Raw genomic sequence first — 19936 nt, 5'->3', positions numbered from 1 at the left:
ATATCATTATTATATATATTATTAAAAGTTAGACAAATTAAGCTTCCGAAAAGGAAGAAGTCATTTATTCTAAAGAAGTGAACAATTGACGCACCTCTGCGCGCAACCCGCGATGCTCTGGCAGCTCCATTACAGGGTCGCGGGCGAGCAGCTCCTTCGCTTCCCCCTGTGCAAGCTGCAACAGTGCAAAATCGGCGCTCATATCCGCTATTTTTAGTTCGGGTAAACCGTGCTGACGTGCTCCAAAAAAATCACCCGGGCCACGCAGGCGAAGATCTTCATCTGCAATTCGAAAGCCGTCTGTGGTTTCACACATCACGCGCAGGCGCTTCTGCGCTTCTTCATTTTGTGCGTCCGAAACCAGAATGCAGGTCGATTTCTCGGTACCGCGCCCAATACGTCCGCGAAGCTGATGCAGCTGAGAAAGCCCATACCGCTCCGCATTCTCAATGAGCATCACAACTGCGTTTGGCACATCTACACCAACCTCTACCACCGTAGTAGAAACCAAAATATCGGTGCGCCCGGCAGTGAAGTCCTCCATTGCACGCTCTTTCTCAGCAGGTCGCATTTTACCATGAAGCACTCCGACGGTATTCGCCAAAAACCATTTTTCCTGCAAGTCTTTGGCATACTGCGTAACAGAAGCCATGTCACTCTCGCTATCTTCAATCAACGGGCAAATAATATAGCACTGCCTCCCTGCATCAATCTTTTTGCGAAGAAAGCCAAATGCACGGGCTCGCTTGGAGCTATCAATAACATATGTCTCTGTTTTTTGCCGCCCGGGTGGCAGCTCCTTGAGCACGGAAAGCTCTAAGTCACCATAAATCATCAGTGCCAAGGTACGCGGAATAGGTGTAGCAGACATAACCAATATATGCGGGTGGTCACCCTTTTGGGTGAGGGCAGCACGCTGAGCCACACCGAACCGATGCTGTTCATCCGTTACCACCAGACCAAGCCGACGGAATGCAACCGATTCATTCAGAATGGCATGAGTACCCACCAAAAGGTGGATTTTCCCCTCCCGCAACTGCTCTAAAATTTCACGCCGCTTCACAGCCGGAACGGAACCGGTAAGCAGTGCAACTCGTAAATGAAACGGCTCTAACAATCCACTCATGGTAGCAAAGTGCTGGCGAGCCAAAATCTCTGTGGGAGCCATAAATGCCGCCTGCATACCCGAGGCAATTGCACTGTGGCATAGTGCGGCGGCTACGGCAGTTTTACCGCTGCCTACATCCCCCTGCAAAAGGCGATTCATGGGAGAATCCCCCTGCATATCCCTCATACACTCCGCAACGGCTCGCTTCTGTGCATTGGTCGGTACAAATGGGAGAGATTGAAAAAACTCCTCCGAGGCATCCACTTCCATGTGCAAGGAGGTTTGTTGCCGCCCGCGACTTTTTAGGCGCAAAAGGCCAATCTGCAAGACGAGAAGCTCTTCAAAAATCAGCCTGCGGCGCGCTTGTTCCAGCGCTTCACGGTCTTTGGGAAAATGGATATTCTCCAAAGCAAACCGAAGTTCGCATAAGTGGCAGGCCTCCCGCATTGGTTCGGGCAATGGGTCGGAAAGTGGGTTTGGCAGCATCCCTAGAGCCGAGCGAACAGCAGAAGAAATTTGGCGAGACGAAAGCCCAGCGGTTTGCCGGTATATCGGGCGCAACGGTAACGGGCGATTTGCCGGCATAAAATCGGGATTCGCCATTTCACGACGCAGCAGCGTACCGGTCACTTTTCCCCGCAGGAGATACTCTCTCCCCTCAACCAGCATTTCTTTAATATAACGGTTGTTAAAATAGGTGATTAACACGTCATGCTGGCCATCGGTAGCCCGCAGCTTATAGAGGGTCATACCAGAGCGTATCCGTTGCTCTGAAACCGAAGATACCACCGTAACACGCACCACACATACCTGCTCTGCCGAAGCCTGCGCCAAAGGAATCGGATTGCTCCAATCCTCATAATCACGTGGATAAAAACGCAGAAGAGCGCCGACCGTAGGCGCCCCCAGCTTGATAAACAGCTGGGAGCGCTTTTCGCCGACGCCTTTTAATTCAACTATCTCTTTTTGAAACAACGATGCCATGGCAGGTCTTCTCCAAACGGAAATTATTCCACGGAAACGATAAAGTAATACACCGGCTGACCGCCGTCTACCAGGGTGACCTCAACATCACCGCCGATTTTCGATTTAATACGGTTATAAGCATCCTGTGCCTGAATCTCCGTAATACCTTTTCCATAAATCAGTGTGACAAATGAAGTGGTACGGCTCACCATGGAACGGGTTAGCTTTACAACGGTATGCACGGGATCTTTCTCAATCATTTCAAGCTTCCCGTTTTTGAGGCCGAGAATGTCACCCTCTTTAATGCGGTGACCACCAAACTCAGAATCACGCGCAGCAAAGGTTACTTGGCCAGTAGCTACAGAACCGGCAGCCTCCATCATCACCACGGTGTTACGCTCAACACTAATCTCAGGGTCAAACGCCAGCATCGCAGAAAGCCCTTGCGGTATAGTGCGGGTGGGCAACACCACTACCTTACGGTCTTTGACAAGGGGAACCGATTGCTCTGCCGCCATAATAATATTTTTATTGTTTGGCAGCACAATTACTGTTTTTGCCGGAGTGGCAAGTACCGCCGCCATAATATCGTTTGTGCTGGGGTTCATGGTTTGACCGCCGCTCACTACCTGCGAGCAGCCAAGATCCATAAACAAGGAGCGCAAGCCATCACCTGCGGTGACTGCAACAAAGCCAATTTCTTCTTCCGGCTCCGCAACCTGTGGTGCAGCGGGGCGTTCTTCCACAGGTGCCGAAGCCGCCGCCTGGTTCGCTTGATTTTTTTCTGCGGCCACTCGATGCTGCTCTTTCATATTCTCAATCTTTACGGTGAGAAGCTGGCCGTATTCCAATGCCTTTTGCAGCGCATTACCCGGAGTTTCCGTATGCACATGCACCTTGATTATTTCTTCGTCATCCACAACTACAACACAGTCGCCAATGCCCTCAAGGTATGGGCGCAAATCATCCTGTGGGTCAGTATCAATTTCAGGGTCACGACCCACAATGAATTCGGTGCAATAGGTAAAGGTAATCTCTTGGTCAAACTCCGCCGCCACATTGCGGTGGAATTCCTCCGCGGCGCTAATTACGCCCGCTGTGTCAGAAGAGGATACGTTTTGCTCAGTATCCATAATCACGCCATCTTGAAACACGGAGAGCATTCCCTCAAATATAAGGCATAGTCCCTTACCGCCCGCATCCACAACACCGGCTTTTTTCAGTACCGGAAGTAGCTCTGGGGTAGTTTCGAGTGCCTCGTTTGCACCCTTGCAAATCGCAGCCCAAACGCTCACTGCGTCGTCATCGAGCTCTGCAGAAACCTGTCCCTTTTCAAATGCCACACGGGCCACCGTAAGAATGGTTCCCTCGGTAGGCTTCATAACGGCTTTGTAAGCAGCATCCACACCAAGCCCCAGTGCTTTGCACAAATCACTTCCCGTCGCCTGCTCCAAGCCCTCAAGGCCTTTGGAAAAACCACGGAACAGCAAAGAAAGAATGACACCGGAGTTCCCGCGCGCACCGCGCAGCATGGCAGAGGCGACCGTATGGGCAACAGCGCCAATTCCAGTTTCGCCATCCAGCTTTTCCAGCTCCTTTGCAGCGGCTGAAATCGTCATAGACATATTGGTGCCTGTGTCCCCATCCGGAACCGGGAAAATATTCAGCCCATCTACAAGAGCTTTGTTCCGAACAATATGGTTGGCGCCAGATAAGATAGCGCTCTTTAATTCAGCTCCATTGATCAATTGTGTCGCATCTCCTCTTCAATAGATAATTTGGAAAGAGAAACTGCCTGAAAAGGCACTGCAGTTCCAGTAAAATCTCATTTTTACAAATGGGATGCCGCCGGGCGCCTTTAGTGAAAGCGCCGCTGAAGTATGCGTACCAAATTCCCACTTGGTTATAATTATTTACATATTATAACATAATGTTGACCCGGATTCAATCCATTTATTCCCGCCGAGCGCGGCAGTATTGAAATTAAAACGAAATCTGCAATAGAAATGCCACGGGATGAAAAAGCATCCTGTGGCATTTCCAAACGGAATATGAACCGTGCGTTTACTCGAATTTACCCAGATAGCATTTGAGCCCATTCTGCATCATGCCAAACAATAGCGGTAACGCATTACCTTGGCTCCACAATAAGTTTAATTGCAGTCCGTTCGTCACCATCAATATTGATACTGGCAAAGGCGGGGATACACACAATGTCGATTCCAGACGGTGCAAGATAACCACGAGCAATCGCAATTGCCTTGATTGCCTGGTTTGAGGCTCCTGCCCCTACCGCTTGTACTTCAACGGCACCATTTTCACGAATCACACCTGCAATAGCCCCTGCTACGGAATTGGGTGAGGATTTTGATGATACTTTTAATACTTCCATTTTCATAACCTCCCGCCTCTTAAGTTGCTCTTATATCATAAATCAAAAACTAATATTTGGCAAGAGATTTTTGTTAATATAAATCATAATAAAATATAAGTTTGCGCAATATTTGTCGATTATGTCGCGATTTGCACCCTTTCAACAGAAACTGCGTTTCCATTGCGCTCATTAATATGGAAAATTGCGCCATCCATCCGGCAGGCACCATCGGCTATTTCAAAGCGTACCGGCATGTGTGTGCGTAGCTTTTGAATGACTAGCTCGGGTTTTACACCAAGTACGGAATGAATCGGCCCAGTCATGCCCAAATCGGAAAGAAAAGCGGTTCCCTGGGGCAAAAGCTGTTCATCCGCTGTTTGTACATGGGTATGCGTTCCAAATACCGCAGACACCTTACCGTCGAGATAGTAGCCCATGGCCCCTTTTTCTCCGGTTGCCTCCGCGTGAAAATCGACCAGGCGCATCGGCGGAAGATTCGGGTCACTTAAAATACGATCCATCGTAGCAAATGGGCACTCGAGACTCTCTAAATATGAGACACCCATCACATTAATTACAGCTACCTGAACACGCCCCATATCAACAATACACACTCCACGCCCGGGTACGCCACTGGGGAAGTTCGCTGGGCGAAGCAGAGTTTCGCAATCATCATAAAGCTCATAGCTTTCTTTCCGGCGGAAGCTATGGTTACCGGTTGTAATGACATCTACCCCGCTCGAAAACAAAAAGTCTATGGAAGCCGGTGTAATCCCGTTGCCGTCTGCCGAGTTTTCGCCATTGGCAATTACCAAATCAATTTCTTTGTCTTTTTTGAGGCGGGGAAGCTGCTCCCGCAGATACCGACAGCCAATGCTGCCAACAACATCACCTATTGCCAGAATGTTCATCCAATTCACTCTTTCTATTCTAAAAGTAAGATACGTGCGACGACAATTCTCTTACAGCCGCTTTCTCTAAGTGTATAGTAATTATGATATTGTTATTGTACACCATCTAAGGAAAATAACACAATAGGAAGAGGCAAAATGACCGGAACATAAAAAGAGAGGGAACAAATTGTTCCCTCTCCTGCTGCCAAGGCTTTCCACTTGACAAGCGGTTCGCAAAAGTCATTTACTTCGCGTATTCAATCGCTCGGCTTTCACGAATAATATTAACCTTAATTTGTCCGGGGTACTCCAAATCCTGCTCAATCTTATCGCAGATTTCGCGGGCAAGAAGTACCATGCGGTCATCGTTAACCACTTCCGGTTTTACCATAATGCGAATTTCACGGCCGGCCTGAATGGCAAAGCAGCGTTCGACTCCGTTAAAGGAGGATGCCACAGACTCCAGTTTTTCCAGCCTCTTAATGTAGTTTTCCAAATTCTCTCGGCGAGCACCAGGGCGCGCAGCAGAGATTGCATCCGCCGCCTGAACAAGGCAGGCAATCACAGTTTTTGCTTCTACATCACCGTGGTGAGCCTGAATCGCATGTACTACGGCTTCGCTCTCTTTGAACTTTCTCGCTACATCTACACCAATATCCACATGTGAGCCCTCAATCTCGTGATCAAGCGCCTTGCCAATATCGTGCAGTAAGCCGGCTCTACGTGCTAGCGTTGGGTCAAGCCCAAGCTCAGACGCCATAATGCCGGACAGGTAAGCTACCTCAAGAGAATGGTTTAATACGTTCTGACCATAGCTGGTGCGGTAACGCAGCCGTCCCAGCAGCTTAATCAGTTCGGGATGGATTCCGTTTACGCCGGCTTCAATAACGGCACGTTCACCCTCTTGCTTAATTGTGGCGTCTACCTCACGGCGAGCCTTTTCTATGGTTTCTTCAATGCGAGCGGGGTGTATTCGTCCGTCTGAAATCAAGCGTTCCAAAGCGATGCGGGCAACCTCACGGCGCACCGGCTCAAAGCAGGAAAGCGTGATTGCTTCCGGCGTGTCATCAATAATCAGGTCAACACCAGTCATTGTTTCAATGGCACGAATGTTGCGTCCCTCACGGCCGATAATACGGCCCTTCATATCATCGTTCGGCAGCGGCACAACCGAAATGGTTGCCTCCGCCACGTGGTCGGCAGCACAGCGCTGAATGGCCAGCGAAATAATCTCGCGGGCATTATTCTCTGCTTCTTCTCTTGCCTGCTGCTCAAACTCGCGTATTTTGACCGCTTTTTCGTGCGTCAACTTGTCCTCAAGGCTTTTCAGCATATATTCCTTGGCCTGTTCCACAGTAAGACCCGAAATTCGCTCCAGCATATCAAACTGGCTCTTTTTCACGGCCTCTGCTTCTGCAAGCCTTTCATCCGCTTTTTTATTCTTGGAGTTGATCGCGTTCTCCTTCGACTCAAGCCCCTCTAGCTTTTTGTCCAAGGTTTCTTCCTTTTGTTGAATCCTTCGCTCTTGCCGCTGTACTTCTTTTCTGCGTTCGTTTAGTTCTCTCTCCGATTCCGTTCTTTGCCTGTGAATTTCATCTTTACCCTCAAGAATCGTTTCCTTTTTCTTTGCTTCAGCCGCTTTAATGGCATCGCTCACAATGCGCTTTGCCTCTTGTTCGGCTGATCCGATCACAGATTCCGCAACTTTCTTTCTGTGGTTTACGCCTGCGAAAAAAGCAACTATCCCAAAAATAACAGCGCATCCGAGCGCTATTATCAAACATAACCAAAGGGGAACATTCAAATTACGGACACCTCCTTGCTGTGAATTTTTTCATATTTTTTATTACTTTTGTTGTTAATTGGGTGCGTCAATCCCAAAGATGTACCGTCAGGCGCATCTTATTTCTAATTGTATTACTTTTACAGCCCCTCTGTCAAGAAAATTGATTACTATATGGTGCAAAATCGTGAAATATAACGAATCTGTTCCCTTGACAAGGACGATGACGGGTGGTAGTATGAAAACAGAATACAGAAAAGCGTAGAAAAGAAGATTGAATTCAACATTTTGCAGCAGAGAGCACCCGTCATCGGCTGAAAGCGGGAGTGGCAAATAGAATTTCGATTACCATCTTGGAGCGTGCGCCGAATAATCAATTTGGTTTAAGGCGTGACGGCAGGCACCGTTATCGGCCATAAGGAGGGCAAAGCATCTGTTTTGCCGAACCGGGTGGAACCGCGGGATTTCAAGTCTCGCCCCAGGAGTATGGGGTGGGGCTTTTTTTATATCCATTTTTCCATGTAACCCCAATATGGACGGCCTTTTCTCAGCAAAGGAAAAGTGGCTGATATGTATTGCAAACAAAACCAGATCAGGAGGAATCATCATGATTAAAATAGCACTGAAAGACGATGTTCGAGAGTACGATGCTGGCATTACCGTCGCAGAAGTAGCAAAATCCATTGGCGCTGGCCTTTTCAAAGCAGCTTGTGCCGGGCGCGTCAACGGCAAGGTTGTCGATTTACGCACTCCCCTGCAAGAGGACTGTTCCTTAGAAATCCTCACATTTGAGCAGGAAGATGGTAAGCAGGCCTACTGGCATACCACTTCTCATATTATGGCCCAGGCCGTGAAACGCTTGTTCCCAGAAGCAAAGTTTGCAATTGGCCCGTCGATTGAGCGCGGCTTCTATTACGACTTTGATCTGCCCCGCACATTGACTCCCGAAGATTTACCCAAAATTGAAGCAGAGATGAAGAAGATTATTAAAGAGGGCTTGCCGATTGAGCGTTTCTTCCTCTCCCCTGCTGAAGCGAAGAAGCTGATGGAAGAGAACGACCAGCCTTACAAAGTAGAGTTGATTGAAGAGCATGCGGACAAGGGCGAAGACATTTCGTTCTACCGCCAAGGCGATTTTGTAGATCTTTGTGCTGGCCCGCACCTGCTTTCAACTGGAAACATTAAGGCGGTGCGCCTGACTGCGGCAACCTCTGCTTACTGGCGTGGCGATTCTAAGAATAAGGCATTGCAGCGTGTATACGGTATCTCCTTCCCCAAAGCTTCCGAACTTGAGGAATATTTGGCTAAGGTGGAAGAAGCAAAAAAGCGCGACCATAACGTGCTTGGCCGCCAGCTGGAGTATTTCACCACTGTGGATTATATTGGCCAGGGACTGCCGATTATGCTGCCCAAGGGTGCGCGTGTGCTGCAAACCCTCCAGCGCTTTGTGGAAGATACCGAGAAAAAGCGCGGTTACCAGTTAACCAAAACTCCGCTGATGGCAAAGAGCGACCTGTATAAAATCTCAGGCCACTGGGACCATTACCGTGAAGGCATGTTTGTAATGGGCGATGAGGAAAAGGACAAGGAAGTATTTGCCCTGCGCCCCATGACCTGCCCGTTCCAATACCAAGTGTTCCTCAACCGCCAGCGCTCCTACCGTGATTTGCCGATGCGCTTGGGTGAAACCTCCACCCTGTTCCGCAACGAGGACTCCGGCGAGATGCACGGCCTGATTCGTGTGCGCCAGTTCACTATTTCGGAAGGTCACCTCATTTGCACTCCCGAACAGCTTGAGGATGAATTCAGAGGGTGTGTAGAGCTCGCTAACTTTATGCTGGAAACACTCGGCCTGCATGATGACGTCAGCTACCGTTTCTCCCAGTGGGACCCCAAGGATACCAATAAATACATTGGTACACCAGAGCAATGGGACGAGGCGCAGGGCGTGATGGAGCGTATTTTAAACCACTTGGGATTGCAATATTCGGTTGGTGTCGGTGAAGCGGCTTTCTATGGCCCCAAGCTCGATATTCAGATTCGCAACGTGCATGGCAAGGAAGATACTCTCATCACCATTCAGATTGACCAGATGCTGGCTGAAAAATTTGGCATGGAGTTTGTGGATAAGGACGGCGTAAAGAAGAACCCCTATATCATCCACCGCACCTCTCTTGGCTGCTATGAGCGTACCTTGGCACTGCTGATTGAAAAATATGCCGGTGCACTGCCTATGTGGCTAATGCCCGAACAAATTCGCGTGCTGCCCATCAGTGAGCGACTGCACGACCAGGCAGATGAAATTAGGAACCAACTGGAAGAAGCCGGTTTGGAAGTAACCTGCGACCACCGCAGTGAGAAGATTGGGTATAAGATTCGCGAAGCACAGCTTGAAAAAATACCTTATATGCTTGTGATTGGTGATAAGGAAGTGGAAAACGGCGTTGTTGCCGTCCGCAGCCGCCGCGATGGCGATATTGGTACCATGCCCTTGTCTGCCTTTATTGAGAAGGCAAAAGAAGAAGTTCGTTCGAAGGCGAAGCAATAACAAATTGGCATAAATTGCCAATAAATTCGACTTAATTTTCTTGGGGGCCTGACAGATTTCGTGTTAGGCTCCCTTTTTTTATTCCGAATTTTTTAAATTATGTAAACTAATAAATAGTGTAAATTTCCACTTCTTATGTGAATAACCGGTGGGGAAAACCGATTAAAAACTTATAATATCCCATGTAAACAGAGCTTGTATGTGGATAACTCTGTGGAAAGTGTGGAATAAAAAGGGAATATTTTACTGTTGCATTAAAAGTTATGTTAAGTAAAGCAAAAATGAATGAATATTTTCAAAAAACACCTTGAAAACAAAATTAGAATGTGATAGAATTCAATAGTTGTGGATTATAAAATAATATAGTTGCGGATGTAGTTTAGTGGTAGAACTTCAGCTTCCCAAGCTGACCGTGTGGGTTCGATTCCCATCATCCGCTCCAATAAAAACCAGCCTTTGGGCTGGCTTTTTTATTTGGCGGTTGCTTGGGATGAGAACCCAAGAAAAAAGCAGCAAACGGAAATACCGGATTTGGGGTAAGAAGTAGAAAAATGGTTTTACCGCGGTACGCGCGTTTCGACCCCTACACCCGATTCCCATCATCCGCTCCAATAAAAAACCAGCCTGTTGGCTGGCTTTTTTATTTGGCGGTTGCTTGGGATGAGAATCAAAGAAAAAAGTAGCAAACGGAAATAAAACTTTTGGGTAACACATTAGATAAACATTTTTACCGCGGTACGCGCGTTTCGACCCCTACACCCGATTCCCATCATCCGCTTTAATAAAAACCAGCCTGTTGGCTGGTTTTTTTATTATGTTCCTAAAATTGATTTTAATTTCTAGATTATGTTATTATAAAAAATAAAGAAAAAAGATAACAGGAGGTGTCGGTATTATGTGCAAAGACTTTTACGAGGTTGTAAATGCAAGACGTACAATTAGAGATTATGAAAACATATCCATTGATGATGAAGTGATTGAAAGAATTGTTTCGTCAGGGATGAAAGCACCTACCAACGACCATATGAGAGACTGGCATTTCATTATTATTAAGGATAAGCATATCGTTTTGAAATTAGTAAGTAGAATACCAGAGCATATATCCACTGAAGAAGTGTATGAAATTTTGCGGGACTGGAATCTAAACGATGCTTGTCAGCAAAACGCTTACATAGAAGCTATACCAAAGCAATATCAAATGTTAGCCCAGGCTGCTTGCGTGATTATTCCCTTATTTAAACAAAAAACAGATGTATTGCATCCTGAAAACCTTTCTCACCTAAACGGATTTGCTTCAATTTGGTGCTGCATTGAGAATATGTTGTTGGCAATTACCGCCGAGGGGTATTCCTCTGCTTTACGTATCCCTTTGGGAGAGGAAGGTGACTGGGCAAGAAAAGTGCTAAGCTTCCCCGAGAATTACTTAATGCCATGTTTTATAGCGGTTGGCAAAGCGAGTGAAAACGCTTGCTACGTCAAACAAAAGGAATACTCTATCACTGAGAGAATTCATAAAGACATCTGGTAGACAGTAAATACGGTAAAACCAAATTGCACTATCCTTTTATAACACCTGTACATTCTGAATCCCAATATAACGTTAGATCAACTATGAACATCTATCTGGGAAGGAAATAATTATGATTTCAAGAACTTGGCACGGAATGGTTCCGTTACAACATAAATCAGGCTTTGAAAAATATGAATACGAAACCGGTGTAAAAGATACCAAAGCTATAGAGGGCAACCAAGGCGCTTTTTTAAAAGTTGTGGAGCAAGGGGAATTTGCTCACTTCTTTCTCTGCACAAAATGGGACTCAATGGAAAGCATGATTGCTTACGCTGGTAACGAGCCCTCCATTGCCGTCACGTACCCGGAGGATGCGAAATATGGGCTTATTTCAGACCCAATTGTCATCATACAAGAAGTTATGGATGCTAGTAATCCTTTTGATGAGTAAGTTCTTTATCTATGGCGAAGCTGATTCTTTATTTTTCTCAACACAATCAACTGTCCCCTCTCTCTTTTGTGCAGAAATAGAGAGGACGACTCTTCGATTCTTCACTATACTTTGGGTAAGGAGTGAATGATATGGAATGGATTAACCGCTTAAACAAAACCATCGCCTTTTTAGAGGAACACCTTACAGAGGAAATTGACTACGATCAGCTTGCTCAAATTGCCTGCTGTTCGCCGTACCACTTTCAAAGGATGTTTGCCTATATGGCAGATGTTCCGCTTTCTGAATACGTTCGAAGAAGGCGTATGTCTCGTGCTGCGGTAGACTTGCAGGAGGAAAGCAAAATTATAGATATCGCAATGAAGTATGGCTATGCATCCCCTACTGCATTTAACCGCGCTTTTCAAAGCGTGCACGGCATCGCCCCCTCTTTTGTGCGAGAAAAAGGTGCGACTATCAAATCATTCCCTCCAATCAGCTTTACAATCACAATCAAAGGAGTGGAAGAATTGAATTATCGTATCGAAAAGAAAGACGCATTCCGCATTGTAGGGGTCTCACAGCCTCTACACAAAGAAATTGAGAAGAACTTTGAGATTGTACCGCAAATGTGGCAAAAAGCGACTATGGACGGCACCCTACAGCGATTCCCCATGATGATGGACAGCGAGCCAAAGGGAATTCTGGGTGCTAGCGTATGTGGCTGCTCTGATGAGTGGAGATACTTTATTGCAGTAGCAAGCACACAGCCTGCAGTAGATGGACTAGAGGAATACACTGTTCCGGCATTTACTTGGGCCATCTTCTCCGGTTCTGGACAATGCCCCAAGGCTATACAGGAGCTGGAACAGCGTATCATCACAGAGTGGCTTCCTACCTCCGGTTATGAGTACGACAATGGGCCGGATATTGAATTGTATCTCAATGCAGACCCACACGACGCTCAGTTTGAAGTATGGATTCCTGTTGTGAAGAAATAAAACAGTACAAGCTGCGATAAAACAAAGAGGTCAACCCGCTTGGGCTGACCTCTTTTCATCATCGAAACTCCTGCTCCATTTCATCGTGGTTCGCTTTAAAATGCAGACAGTGGATTTCCATCTATAATGATTTGCACCTCTTCATAACCCTCTGGGAAGGCGTAATTATAACGGGCGGGCAATGCAAATACATATTTGGCATTTCTCCCCAGCTCACTTGGGTTCACCGGCGCAGCACCAACCGCAAATTCTCCATTTTGAAGCTGGTTCCACTGTTCCAACGTGAAAGCCATAATGGGTATATCTTGCCGCGGAACCTGCTGTGTCCACCTTGGGTCACGAATCGTCACCTGAGGCCCTTGAAAAGTGCGTGCTTTTTTCCCAGTATTCTTTATGTCATCGCCTTTCCATTCCCCAGTTAGAATGGAATACCCTTTGAATTCCGGTGGCAGTGTAAAGGAGAAGCCCAGTTCTTGATTGGTATAGACGACTGCTTCACCCGATGCAGATGGCAAACTACCTAATTGAGACACGACGGATACTACCCCGGACGATGTTTCGCTTGCACTTGAGGTAATTGGCTGGCTCCCTGCCTGCGACGAAGACGGTACAAACGGTGCTCGCCCTTGTGTCACCCAGAAAAATGCAATAACTCCTACAATTACAGCCAACAAAATGCAAAGGATTATCCACCCCCGGCCTATCCGTGATGTTTTTTTCATATACCTAGCCGACATATCAGCACTTCCTTCTATATTCTTTATAATTTTTGCTTGCTACTGCACAAACGTACCACTATACGGCAAAAATGCGGATGAAAGCATATTAAATCCTACCATATTTTGTATGTTTGTCAACCGTTTCAGATTCAAAGCAATAAAGAGATTTTTATTGTCAGAATATATTTTAGATTATATTACTAGATGAACTATAAATAGAAGGAACTTAAAATAAAAAAAGGATGCTGCGGAAAATCCACAGCATCCCTTATATAAGTGAAAAACTTATTTCACTTCAACTTCAGCGCCAGCCTCGGTCAGCTTAGCCTTAATGGCCTCAGCATCGTCCTTGGAAACAGCTTCTTTAACGTTCTTGGGAGCGCCGTCAACCAGCTCTTTTGCTTCTTTCAGGCCCAGGCCGGTGATCTCGCGAACAACCTTGATAACCTGGATCTTGTTAGCGCCAGCAGCCTTCAGAACTACGTCGAACTCGGTCTTCTCTTCAGCAGCAGGAGCAGCAGCAGCGGGAGCAGCAGCAACAGCAACCGGAGCAGCAGCAGAAACGCCGAACTCCTCTTCGAGAGCCTTAACGAGCTCGGAAAGCTCGAGAACGGTTAGAGCCTTAACATCTTCAATCAACTTAACAACTTTATCAGACATAATGAAACCTCCAAATCAATTTTAAAAAATATTTAAGCAATTAGGCATTTGCAGCCTGTTTCTCGGCAATCGCATTGAGTGCGACTACGAGGCCTTTCATTGTACCGTTCAACACGGTAACGAAACCAGTAATGGGAGCGTTCAAGCCACCCAAAGCCTTTGCAACCAATACCTCTTTGGAAGGTAGCTGCGCCAACTCTTTTACTGCAGCAGCATCAACGGGAGCTCCGTCAACAAAACCTGCCTTAATTTCAAAACTTTTGCTCTTATCTGCGAAAGCAGACAGAATCTTTGCACCGGAAACATAATTGTCATTGCTATAAGCAATTGCGGTAGTGCCTTCCAGTACATGATCCAGACCCTCAATCCCAGCATCACTTAGAGCACGGGACAACAGGGTGTTCTTTACCACGCGGTAGGTATCGCCAGCCTCACGCAGATCTTTTCTTAGCTTGGTGTCCTCTGCCACTGTGATTCCCTTATAGCTGACAATCACACCGACGCATGCGGACTTGAGGCTTTCTTTCAGTTCAGCAACATATTGCTGCTTTTCCGCTAAAATCTTCTCACTTGGCAAATGTATTCACCTCCATCGATCCAAAGGAATCGTGCGTATTGTTATTTTAGAAAATACTGTTTAACAGCACTCTCAAATAAATAAAAAAGCCTTTCCTGCAGGGCAGGAAAGGCGTCACTTAAAAAATCATTAAGACAAAAGTGAACGGCTCTTTCCTCGGCAGGCCGAAACCGAAAGACCGGTTCCATTAAGCATACGCACCTGCTGTCTTTGGACAAAGAACAGCTTTATATACTATATCATTTTTCCAAAAGCTTGTCAAGAAAAAACCGCTCTGCAAAAACTGGAGAAAATTACATTCCGCCAACCTTGCTGGGGTTAATTCTTACGCCGGGGCCCATTGTAGAAGCCACAACGCAGGATTTCACATACTGGCCCTTAGAAGCAGCAGGCTTTGCTTTCACAATCGCGCCGAGCAGAGCAGAGAAGTTCTCTTGCAGCTTTTCGGTACCAAAAGAAACCTTGCCAATGGGGCAGTGAATGATGTTGGTTTTGTCGAGACGATACTCGATCTTACCGGCCTTTGCCTCTTTTACCGCTTTTGCGATATCGGGGGTAACGGTACCGGCCTTCGGGTTCGGCATCAGACCGCGCGGGCCCAAAACCTTACCAAGGCGACCAACCAGACCCATCATGTCGGGTGTGGTGATTAGTACGTCAAAATCCATCCAGTTTTCAGACTGGATCTTCTGAACCATGTCTTCTGCGCCGACAAACTCAGCACCGGCTTCTTCAGCCAGCTTCTGGTTGTCGCCCTTGCAAATAGCCAAAACGCGAACCTGCTTGCCAGTGCCGTTCGGCAGAACGATTGCACCACGAACCTGCTGGTCCGCATGGCGGCCGTCAACGCCCAGCTTCACATGGACTTCAACTGTTTCGTCAAACTTTGCGGTGCCGGTCTTTACGCACAGCTCCAAAGCATCCTGAGGATCATAAAGCTTTGCGCGCTCTACCAGTTTAGCACCGTCTACATATTTCTTACCGTGTTTCATTGGTTTTCCTCCCTATTGAGTGGTAAAATCGGATTATTCCTCCCACCCGGGTGATCAATCTACGACTTCAATGCCCATGCTACGTGCGGTTCCTGCTACCATGCTCATGGCAGTCTCTACGCTCGCGGCATTCAGATCGGGCATCTTCTGCTCCGCAATCTTCTTGACCTGCTCACGGGTAATCTTTGCAACTTTCGTTTTGTTCGGAACACCCGAACCACTCTCGATCCCACATGCCTTCTTAATCAGAATAGCAGCAGGCGGAGTTTTGGTAATGAACGAGAAAGAACGGTCTGCATATACGGTAATCACCACAGGGATGATTAGACCAACGTCGTTCTTTGTGCGCTCATTGAATTCCTTTGTAAATGCCATAATGTTGACACCATGCTGACCAAGAGCAGGGCCAACCGGGGGAGCCGGGGTTGCCTTGCCAGCGGGTATCTGGAGCTTAATAAAGCCCGTAACCTTTTGAGCCATTTTGTTGCACCTCCAAAATTCGTGGTAGATGGCGGAACAGCCGCAAATGCGTCGTCCCTCCCACAGGGGCAAAGCCCCTCATAATGAGCGGTTATACCGCTTATTATACCAAACTGTGTTGTTTAATCAGTCACCAATTCTGCTTGATCAAGCTCAAGCTCTACTGGTGTCTCACGGCCGAACATTGAAACCGTAACACGAACACGGTTTTTGTCCAGATCCACTTCCTCGACTGTACCAACAAATCCTTCCAGCGGGCCATCCACAATATGGACGGAGTCGCCCACCTGGTACGAAACCTCCACGGTTTTCTTCTCTACACCCATGCGCGCCACTTCCTCATCGGTAAGTGGAATCGGCTTGGAGGTAGGGCCTACAAAACCGGTACAGCCGCGAATATTGCGAACAACATACCAGGATTCATCGGTAAGGGCCATCTTAACCAAAACATAGCTGGGGTAAATCTTGCGCTCCACTTCACGCTTTTTCCCGTCTTTGATTTCTGTAACCATCTCAGTCGGAACGCGGATTTCTTGAATCAAATCCTGAAGCTGACGATTTTCCACCGTTTTTTCCAGGTTGGATGCCACTTTGTTCTCATACCCAGAATAGGTATGAATCACGTACCACCTGACGTCTTCCGGCATAGTTATTTCCTCCGCTTACTTCGCAATATTCATAAACAGTCCTAGCAGATTCATAAATACGGTATCCAGACCGAAAATGAACAGGCCGATAATCATAATCACCGCCAGAACTACACCGGTATTCTTAAATACCGACTTTGGGGTAGGCCAGACAATCTTCTTGAGTTCGTTTTTGCAGTCGCGGAAAAACTTCGCCACGCCCTGGCCAAAGCTGACGAGAGGGTTCGGTTTTTTTTCAGCCATCTGTTTTCTCCCTCCGACTTACTTCGTTTCCTTATGAACAGTATGTTTTCTGCAGAATCTGCAGTACTTGTTCATCTCAAGCCTGTCCGGGTCGTTCTTCTTGTTCTTCATTGTGTCATAGTTACGCTGTTTGCACTCTGTGCAGGCTAATGTGACTTTTACTCTCATGACGGCACCTCCCGTTTCACGGAAAAATATTGGATCCGTTAAAGGACCACGGCCTCCCTCTAAAAGGGCGCAAAAAAATAACCCCTATTGAGGTATTATATATTGTAGCATAGAAATCTCTGGTGGTCAACTGTTTTTTCACAAAAAGAAAGACGAAGCGCGCCTGCACGGTACTTTTCGGAGCCGTAAAGCGCACTCCTTTTGCTTATAAACGGTCGTTTAGAGTTTGAACCATTTCGCCGGAATATTTTGGCTGCTTTTTCTTCTTCTCAGGTCGAACCTTTTTGCCCTTAAGAAGCTTTGCTTTGTTATATACCTTTAAAAGGTCCTCACTAAAGTTTTTACTCAGATTTTCAACGACCTGTTCGTCGTTTATTCCATTGAGAAGTACAATGGTAATTAAAGAGCGAACATCCAGATCTCCATGCTCATACATATCATTTAAAACATTGCATAGCTTTTTAAACGGCTCTGTATTTGGGTACGTTTTTGCAAGCTGCTCTACACGGCTAACAATATGCTCCCGTGTAAAGGTAACGCTGCGAACCGTGCCATAGGTTGCTTTCTCTTCTGCAATTTCACCACGCAGCTCAGGAAAAATACTCGCTAAGCGGTTAAAGAAGAACAGCGGATCAGTTGTTGCGTCCTCATCCTTTTTCTTTCTCTTTTTCTGCTGGCGAACAATTTCTTTGCGGCTGCTGCCCCCCAGTGTCTCGGCAAAATCCTCTGCAATGCTTGTTGCATTCGCCATTGAGTCTGCTTCGGGGTCAAACACCCAAGTAGAAAGCTTTTTCCACTCTTTGTCCTCTTTGCCGTCGGCTACTGAGCAGGTGCGCAGGTGAAACAGCTTGGCGTTCTTCTCATACAGCACGCTGTAAGCCGTATCCTCACTGAGATACATCGCAGCTTTTCCCTGTTCCTCCTGCACGTCCTCCTTTCTTTCGAATCCTTGCTCCAAAAGAACGGAACGTACCTTTTCGGCAATCAGGTCAAATGCTTTTTGTTCCAACTGTCATCACTCCTGCTATTATAATCAATCCATCAATCGGTTTTAAGGCAAAAGTATCGCAACAAGCTTCTGCTTGTCCGAATACAGTACAATATAAATGATTGAAAATGCAAAAATACGTAAGTTCAGTATACACTACTTTTTACAGATTGTCACTAGGGCTAATTTTGTAAAGTATATAAAGTTATCTGATCATTCTCACTTTCTTCTTTTTTTAGAAGCATGGATGGGATTCCCTGCATAGTAGAGTTACACGATAAAACCAAATGTTACTGAGCTGAGCACTGGAAGATGATGCATCATGTATTGAATAAAAAGAATATGGCGCACGACATTCTCATCAGATTCATCCTTTACGCTTCTACAAAGCTGCCAAGCATAGCAGCTCGTTTTTTCAGCAGCCCCTCCGTAGACATTCCGTATACGCTCACCTGTCTATTTTGGTTTGTCTTTCTATTGTATATTGCACACTGTATTAAAATGCTATTCGCTGGTGAGTACAAAGAAGACTAAAAACTCTGTAATTTAGATACCGCCCTCACTCCTCACAAAATTCATTTGGGGTGATGGCAGTTTTCATATTGTTTACAACGAATTTCGCATTGCGCGCAACCCCCACTTATGCTATGATATATATTTGAAATATTGTATCTTAACGCAGTGCATGAACCGTGCTTTGGCCGGCGTATGATATAGCAGTGTACACCGAATCGGAGCGTTCGCGATTTTGCAAGGATACGGAGGGAATATCATGTCAAAAACTACTGTCGCCATTCTGTTCGGCGGCTGCTCAACCGAGCATGAGGTTTCGCGCGTTTCAGCGGCCTCTGTCATTCAAAATATTCCGCAGGATAAATACGATGTTGTGAAAATCGGTATTACAAAGGAAGGCCGCTGGCTTCTGTTTTCCGGTGATCCCGCAGAAATGCAAGACGGAAGCTGGGAAAACCACCCCGCAAACCGCTCCGCTCTCATTTCACCGGACCGCACCGTTCATGGTATTCTGGCTCAAACCGAAACCGGCTTTGAAACCATCCACGTAGATGTGGTGTTCCCGGTACTGCACGGCAAAAATGGCGAAGATGGCACATTGCAGGGTCTATTGCAAATGGCAGGTATTCCATTTGTTGGCTGCTCCTCGCTTGTTTCTGGTGTGTGTATGGATAAAGCGATTACCAACAGCCTTCTTGAAACTGCCGGAATTCCGCAAGCACATTACCTGTGGTTCTTTACGGATAATTACCTAACGAGTTCGGAAAAAATCCGCAAGAAGATTGAAGCCCGCCTTGGCTACCCCGTATTCGTTAAGCCGGCAAACTCTGGCTCTTCCGTGGGCGTTAGCAAGGTCAGTTCACCCGAGGAACTGGACGCCGCGATTCAGCTCGCGGCGCGCGAAGACATTAAAATTGTAGTCGAAGAAGCGATTGTGGGGCAAGAGGTAGAATGTGCCGTTTTGGGTCTTTCCCGACCCGAAGCATCTATTGTTGGTGAAATTGCATCTGGTGCAGAATTCTACGATTACGATGATAAATACAAGACCGGAGCGGCAAAACTATTTATACCCGCACATATTTCAGACGAAATTGCGGAAGAGGTACGGCAAAATGCGATGAGAGCGTACCGCATGCTCGGGTGCAGTGGCCTTGCCCGTGTAGATTTTTTTGTACGTAACAGTGATGGCGCAGTACTCCTCAATGAGCTTAATACCCTGCCGGGCTTTACCAGCATCAGCATGTACCCCAAGCTTTGGGAGGCCTCCGGCCTATCTTACCCCGATTTACTCGACCGCCTGATTCAGCTTGCGTTTGAGAAAGTTTATTTCTAACCA

At 46.8% G+C, this 19936-nt stretch carries 20 protein-coding genes, 1 tRNA gene and 1 other annotated feature; of the genes, 7 read left to right on the top strand and 14 right to left on the bottom strand.

Annotated features, from left to right (window positions below; genetic code table 11):
* Positions 1-64: 64 nt before the first annotated feature.
* From recG to rny, 5 genes are all read right to left on the bottom strand, one after another.
* Positions 65-2092, bottom strand: coding sequence for an ATP-dependent DNA helicase RecG (gene recG, locus E7L17_RS11335; RefSeq protein WP_316323327.1), 2028 nt, complete (start codon positions 2090-2092; stop codon positions 65-67).
* 23 nt (positions 2093-2115) lie between these two features.
* The gene (locus E7L17_RS11330; RefSeq protein WP_316323326.1) at positions 2116-3822 is read right to left on the bottom strand and encodes a DAK2 domain-containing protein; all 1707 of its coding nucleotides are present in this window, start codon (positions 3820-3822) and stop codon (positions 2116-2118) included.
* Positions 3823-4205: 383 nt separating this feature from the next.
* Positions 4206-4466: a stage V sporulation protein S gene (locus tag E7L17_RS11325; protein WP_101697122.1), complete on the bottom strand. Its 261-nt coding sequence runs from the start codon at positions 4464-4466 to the stop codon at positions 4206-4208.
* A gap of 119 nt (positions 4467-4585) precedes the next feature.
* Positions 4586-5359: a TIGR00282 family metallophosphoesterase gene (locus E7L17_RS11320; protein ID WP_316323325.1), complete on the bottom strand. Its 774-nt coding sequence runs from the start codon at positions 5357-5359 to the stop codon at positions 4586-4588.
* Between the two features lie 226 nt (positions 5360-5585).
* Positions 5586-7121 carry a ribonuclease Y gene (gene rny / locus E7L17_RS11315; protein WP_316323363.1) on the bottom strand — a complete coding sequence of 512 codons (1536 nt, stop codon included), beginning with the start codon at positions 7119-7121 and terminating at the stop codon, positions 5586-5588.
* A gap of 610 nt (positions 7122-7731) precedes the next feature.
* Between rny and thrS the strand changes: the two genes are divergently transcribed.
* From thrS to E7L17_RS11290, 5 genes are all read left to right on the top strand, one after another.
* On the top strand, positions 7732-9672 hold the full coding sequence (gene thrS / locus E7L17_RS11310) for a threonine--tRNA ligase (protein WP_316323324.1): 1941 nt from the start codon (positions 7732-7734) through the stop codon (positions 9670-9672).
* A 368-nt stretch (positions 9673-10040) separates the two neighbouring features.
* Positions 10041-10114, top strand: a tRNA-Gly gene (locus E7L17_RS11305).
* A 453-nt stretch (positions 10115-10567) separates the two neighbouring features.
* Positions 10568-11200, top strand: coding sequence for a nitroreductase family protein (locus E7L17_RS11300; RefSeq protein WP_316323323.1), 633 nt, complete (start codon positions 10568-10570; stop codon positions 11198-11200).
* 112 nt (positions 11201-11312) lie between these two features.
* Complete coding sequence (locus E7L17_RS11295; RefSeq protein ID WP_316323322.1) at positions 11313-11633, top strand: hypothetical protein; 321 nt, start codon at positions 11313-11315, stop codon at positions 11631-11633.
* 131 nt (positions 11634-11764) lie between these two features.
* Positions 11765-12613: an AraC family transcriptional regulator gene (locus E7L17_RS11290; RefSeq protein ID WP_316323321.1), complete on the top strand. Its 849-nt coding sequence runs from the start codon at positions 11765-11767 to the stop codon at positions 12611-12613.
* A gap of 95 nt (positions 12614-12708) precedes the next feature.
* Here the strand turns inward: E7L17_RS11290 and E7L17_RS11285 are convergent, their stop codons facing one another.
* The 9 genes from E7L17_RS11285 to E7L17_RS11245 form a co-directional block, all read right to left on the bottom strand.
* Entirely contained in the window at positions 12709-13350 is a 642-nt protein-coding gene (locus tag E7L17_RS11285; protein ID WP_316323320.1) for a hypothetical protein, read from the bottom strand.
* A gap of 267 nt (positions 13351-13617) precedes the next feature.
* Positions 13618-13992: a 50S ribosomal protein L7/L12 gene (rplL, locus tag E7L17_RS11280; RefSeq protein WP_316323319.1), complete on the bottom strand. Its 375-nt coding sequence runs from the start codon at positions 13990-13992 to the stop codon at positions 13618-13620.
* 40 nt (positions 13993-14032) lie between these two features.
* The gene (gene rplJ, locus E7L17_RS11275) at positions 14033-14569 is read right to left on the bottom strand and encodes a 50S ribosomal protein L10 (RefSeq protein WP_316323318.1); all 537 of its coding nucleotides are present in this window, start codon (positions 14567-14569) and stop codon (positions 14033-14035) included.
* Between the two features lie 73 nt (positions 14570-14642).
* Positions 14643-14801 (bottom strand) — a sequence feature (ribosomal protein L10 leader region).
* A 61-nt stretch (positions 14802-14862) separates the two neighbouring features.
* Positions 14863-15561 carry a 50S ribosomal protein L1 gene (rplA, locus tag E7L17_RS11270; RefSeq protein ID WP_085834237.1) on the bottom strand — a complete coding sequence of 233 codons (699 nt, stop codon included), beginning with the start codon at positions 15559-15561 and terminating at the stop codon, positions 14863-14865.
* Between the two features lie 54 nt (positions 15562-15615).
* A complete protein-coding gene (gene rplK / locus E7L17_RS11265; RefSeq protein WP_085834238.1) occupies positions 15616-16041 on the bottom strand; it encodes a 50S ribosomal protein L11 in 426 nt (141 codons plus the stop codon).
* 122 nt (positions 16042-16163) lie between these two features.
* On the bottom strand, positions 16164-16688 hold the full coding sequence (gene nusG / locus E7L17_RS11260; RefSeq protein ID WP_316323317.1) for a transcription termination/antitermination protein NusG: 525 nt from the start codon (positions 16686-16688) through the stop codon (positions 16164-16166).
* Between the two features lie 15 nt (positions 16689-16703).
* Positions 16704-16931, bottom strand: a complete 228-nt coding sequence (gene secE / locus E7L17_RS11255) for a preprotein translocase subunit SecE (RefSeq protein ID WP_085834240.1) — start codon at positions 16929-16931, stop codon at positions 16704-16706.
* A gap of 18 nt (positions 16932-16949) precedes the next feature.
* A complete protein-coding gene (rpmG, locus tag E7L17_RS11250) occupies positions 16950-17099 on the bottom strand; it encodes a 50S ribosomal protein L33 (protein ID WP_020074232.1) in 150 nt (49 codons plus the stop codon).
* A 205-nt stretch (positions 17100-17304) separates the two neighbouring features.
* Complete coding sequence (locus tag E7L17_RS11245) at positions 17305-18108, bottom strand: hypothetical protein (protein WP_316323316.1); 804 nt, start codon at positions 18106-18108, stop codon at positions 17305-17307.
* Positions 18109-18399: 291 nt separating this feature from the next.
* On the opposite strand from E7L17_RS11245, the gene E7L17_RS11240 reads away from it, so the two are divergent.
* Positions 18400-18621 (top strand): hypothetical protein, encoded by a 222-nt coding sequence (locus E7L17_RS11240; protein ID WP_316323315.1) that lies wholly within the window; start codon positions 18400-18402, stop codon positions 18619-18621.
* Between the two features lie 238 nt (positions 18622-18859).
* The gene (locus tag E7L17_RS11235) at positions 18860-19933 is read left to right on the top strand and encodes a D-alanine--D-alanine ligase family protein (protein WP_316323314.1); all 1074 of its coding nucleotides are present in this window, start codon (positions 18860-18862) and stop codon (positions 19931-19933) included.
* The last annotated feature ends 3 nt before the right edge of the window (positions 19934-19936 follow it).

Source organism: Clostridium sp., assembly GCF_032576335.1.
In the GTDB taxonomy this organism is placed as follows: Bacteria; Bacillota; Clostridia; order Oscillospirales; family Acutalibacteraceae; genus Faecalispora.
Note: the sequence above shows the minus strand (reverse complement) of the source record. Positions and strands in the feature narration are given on the sequence as shown.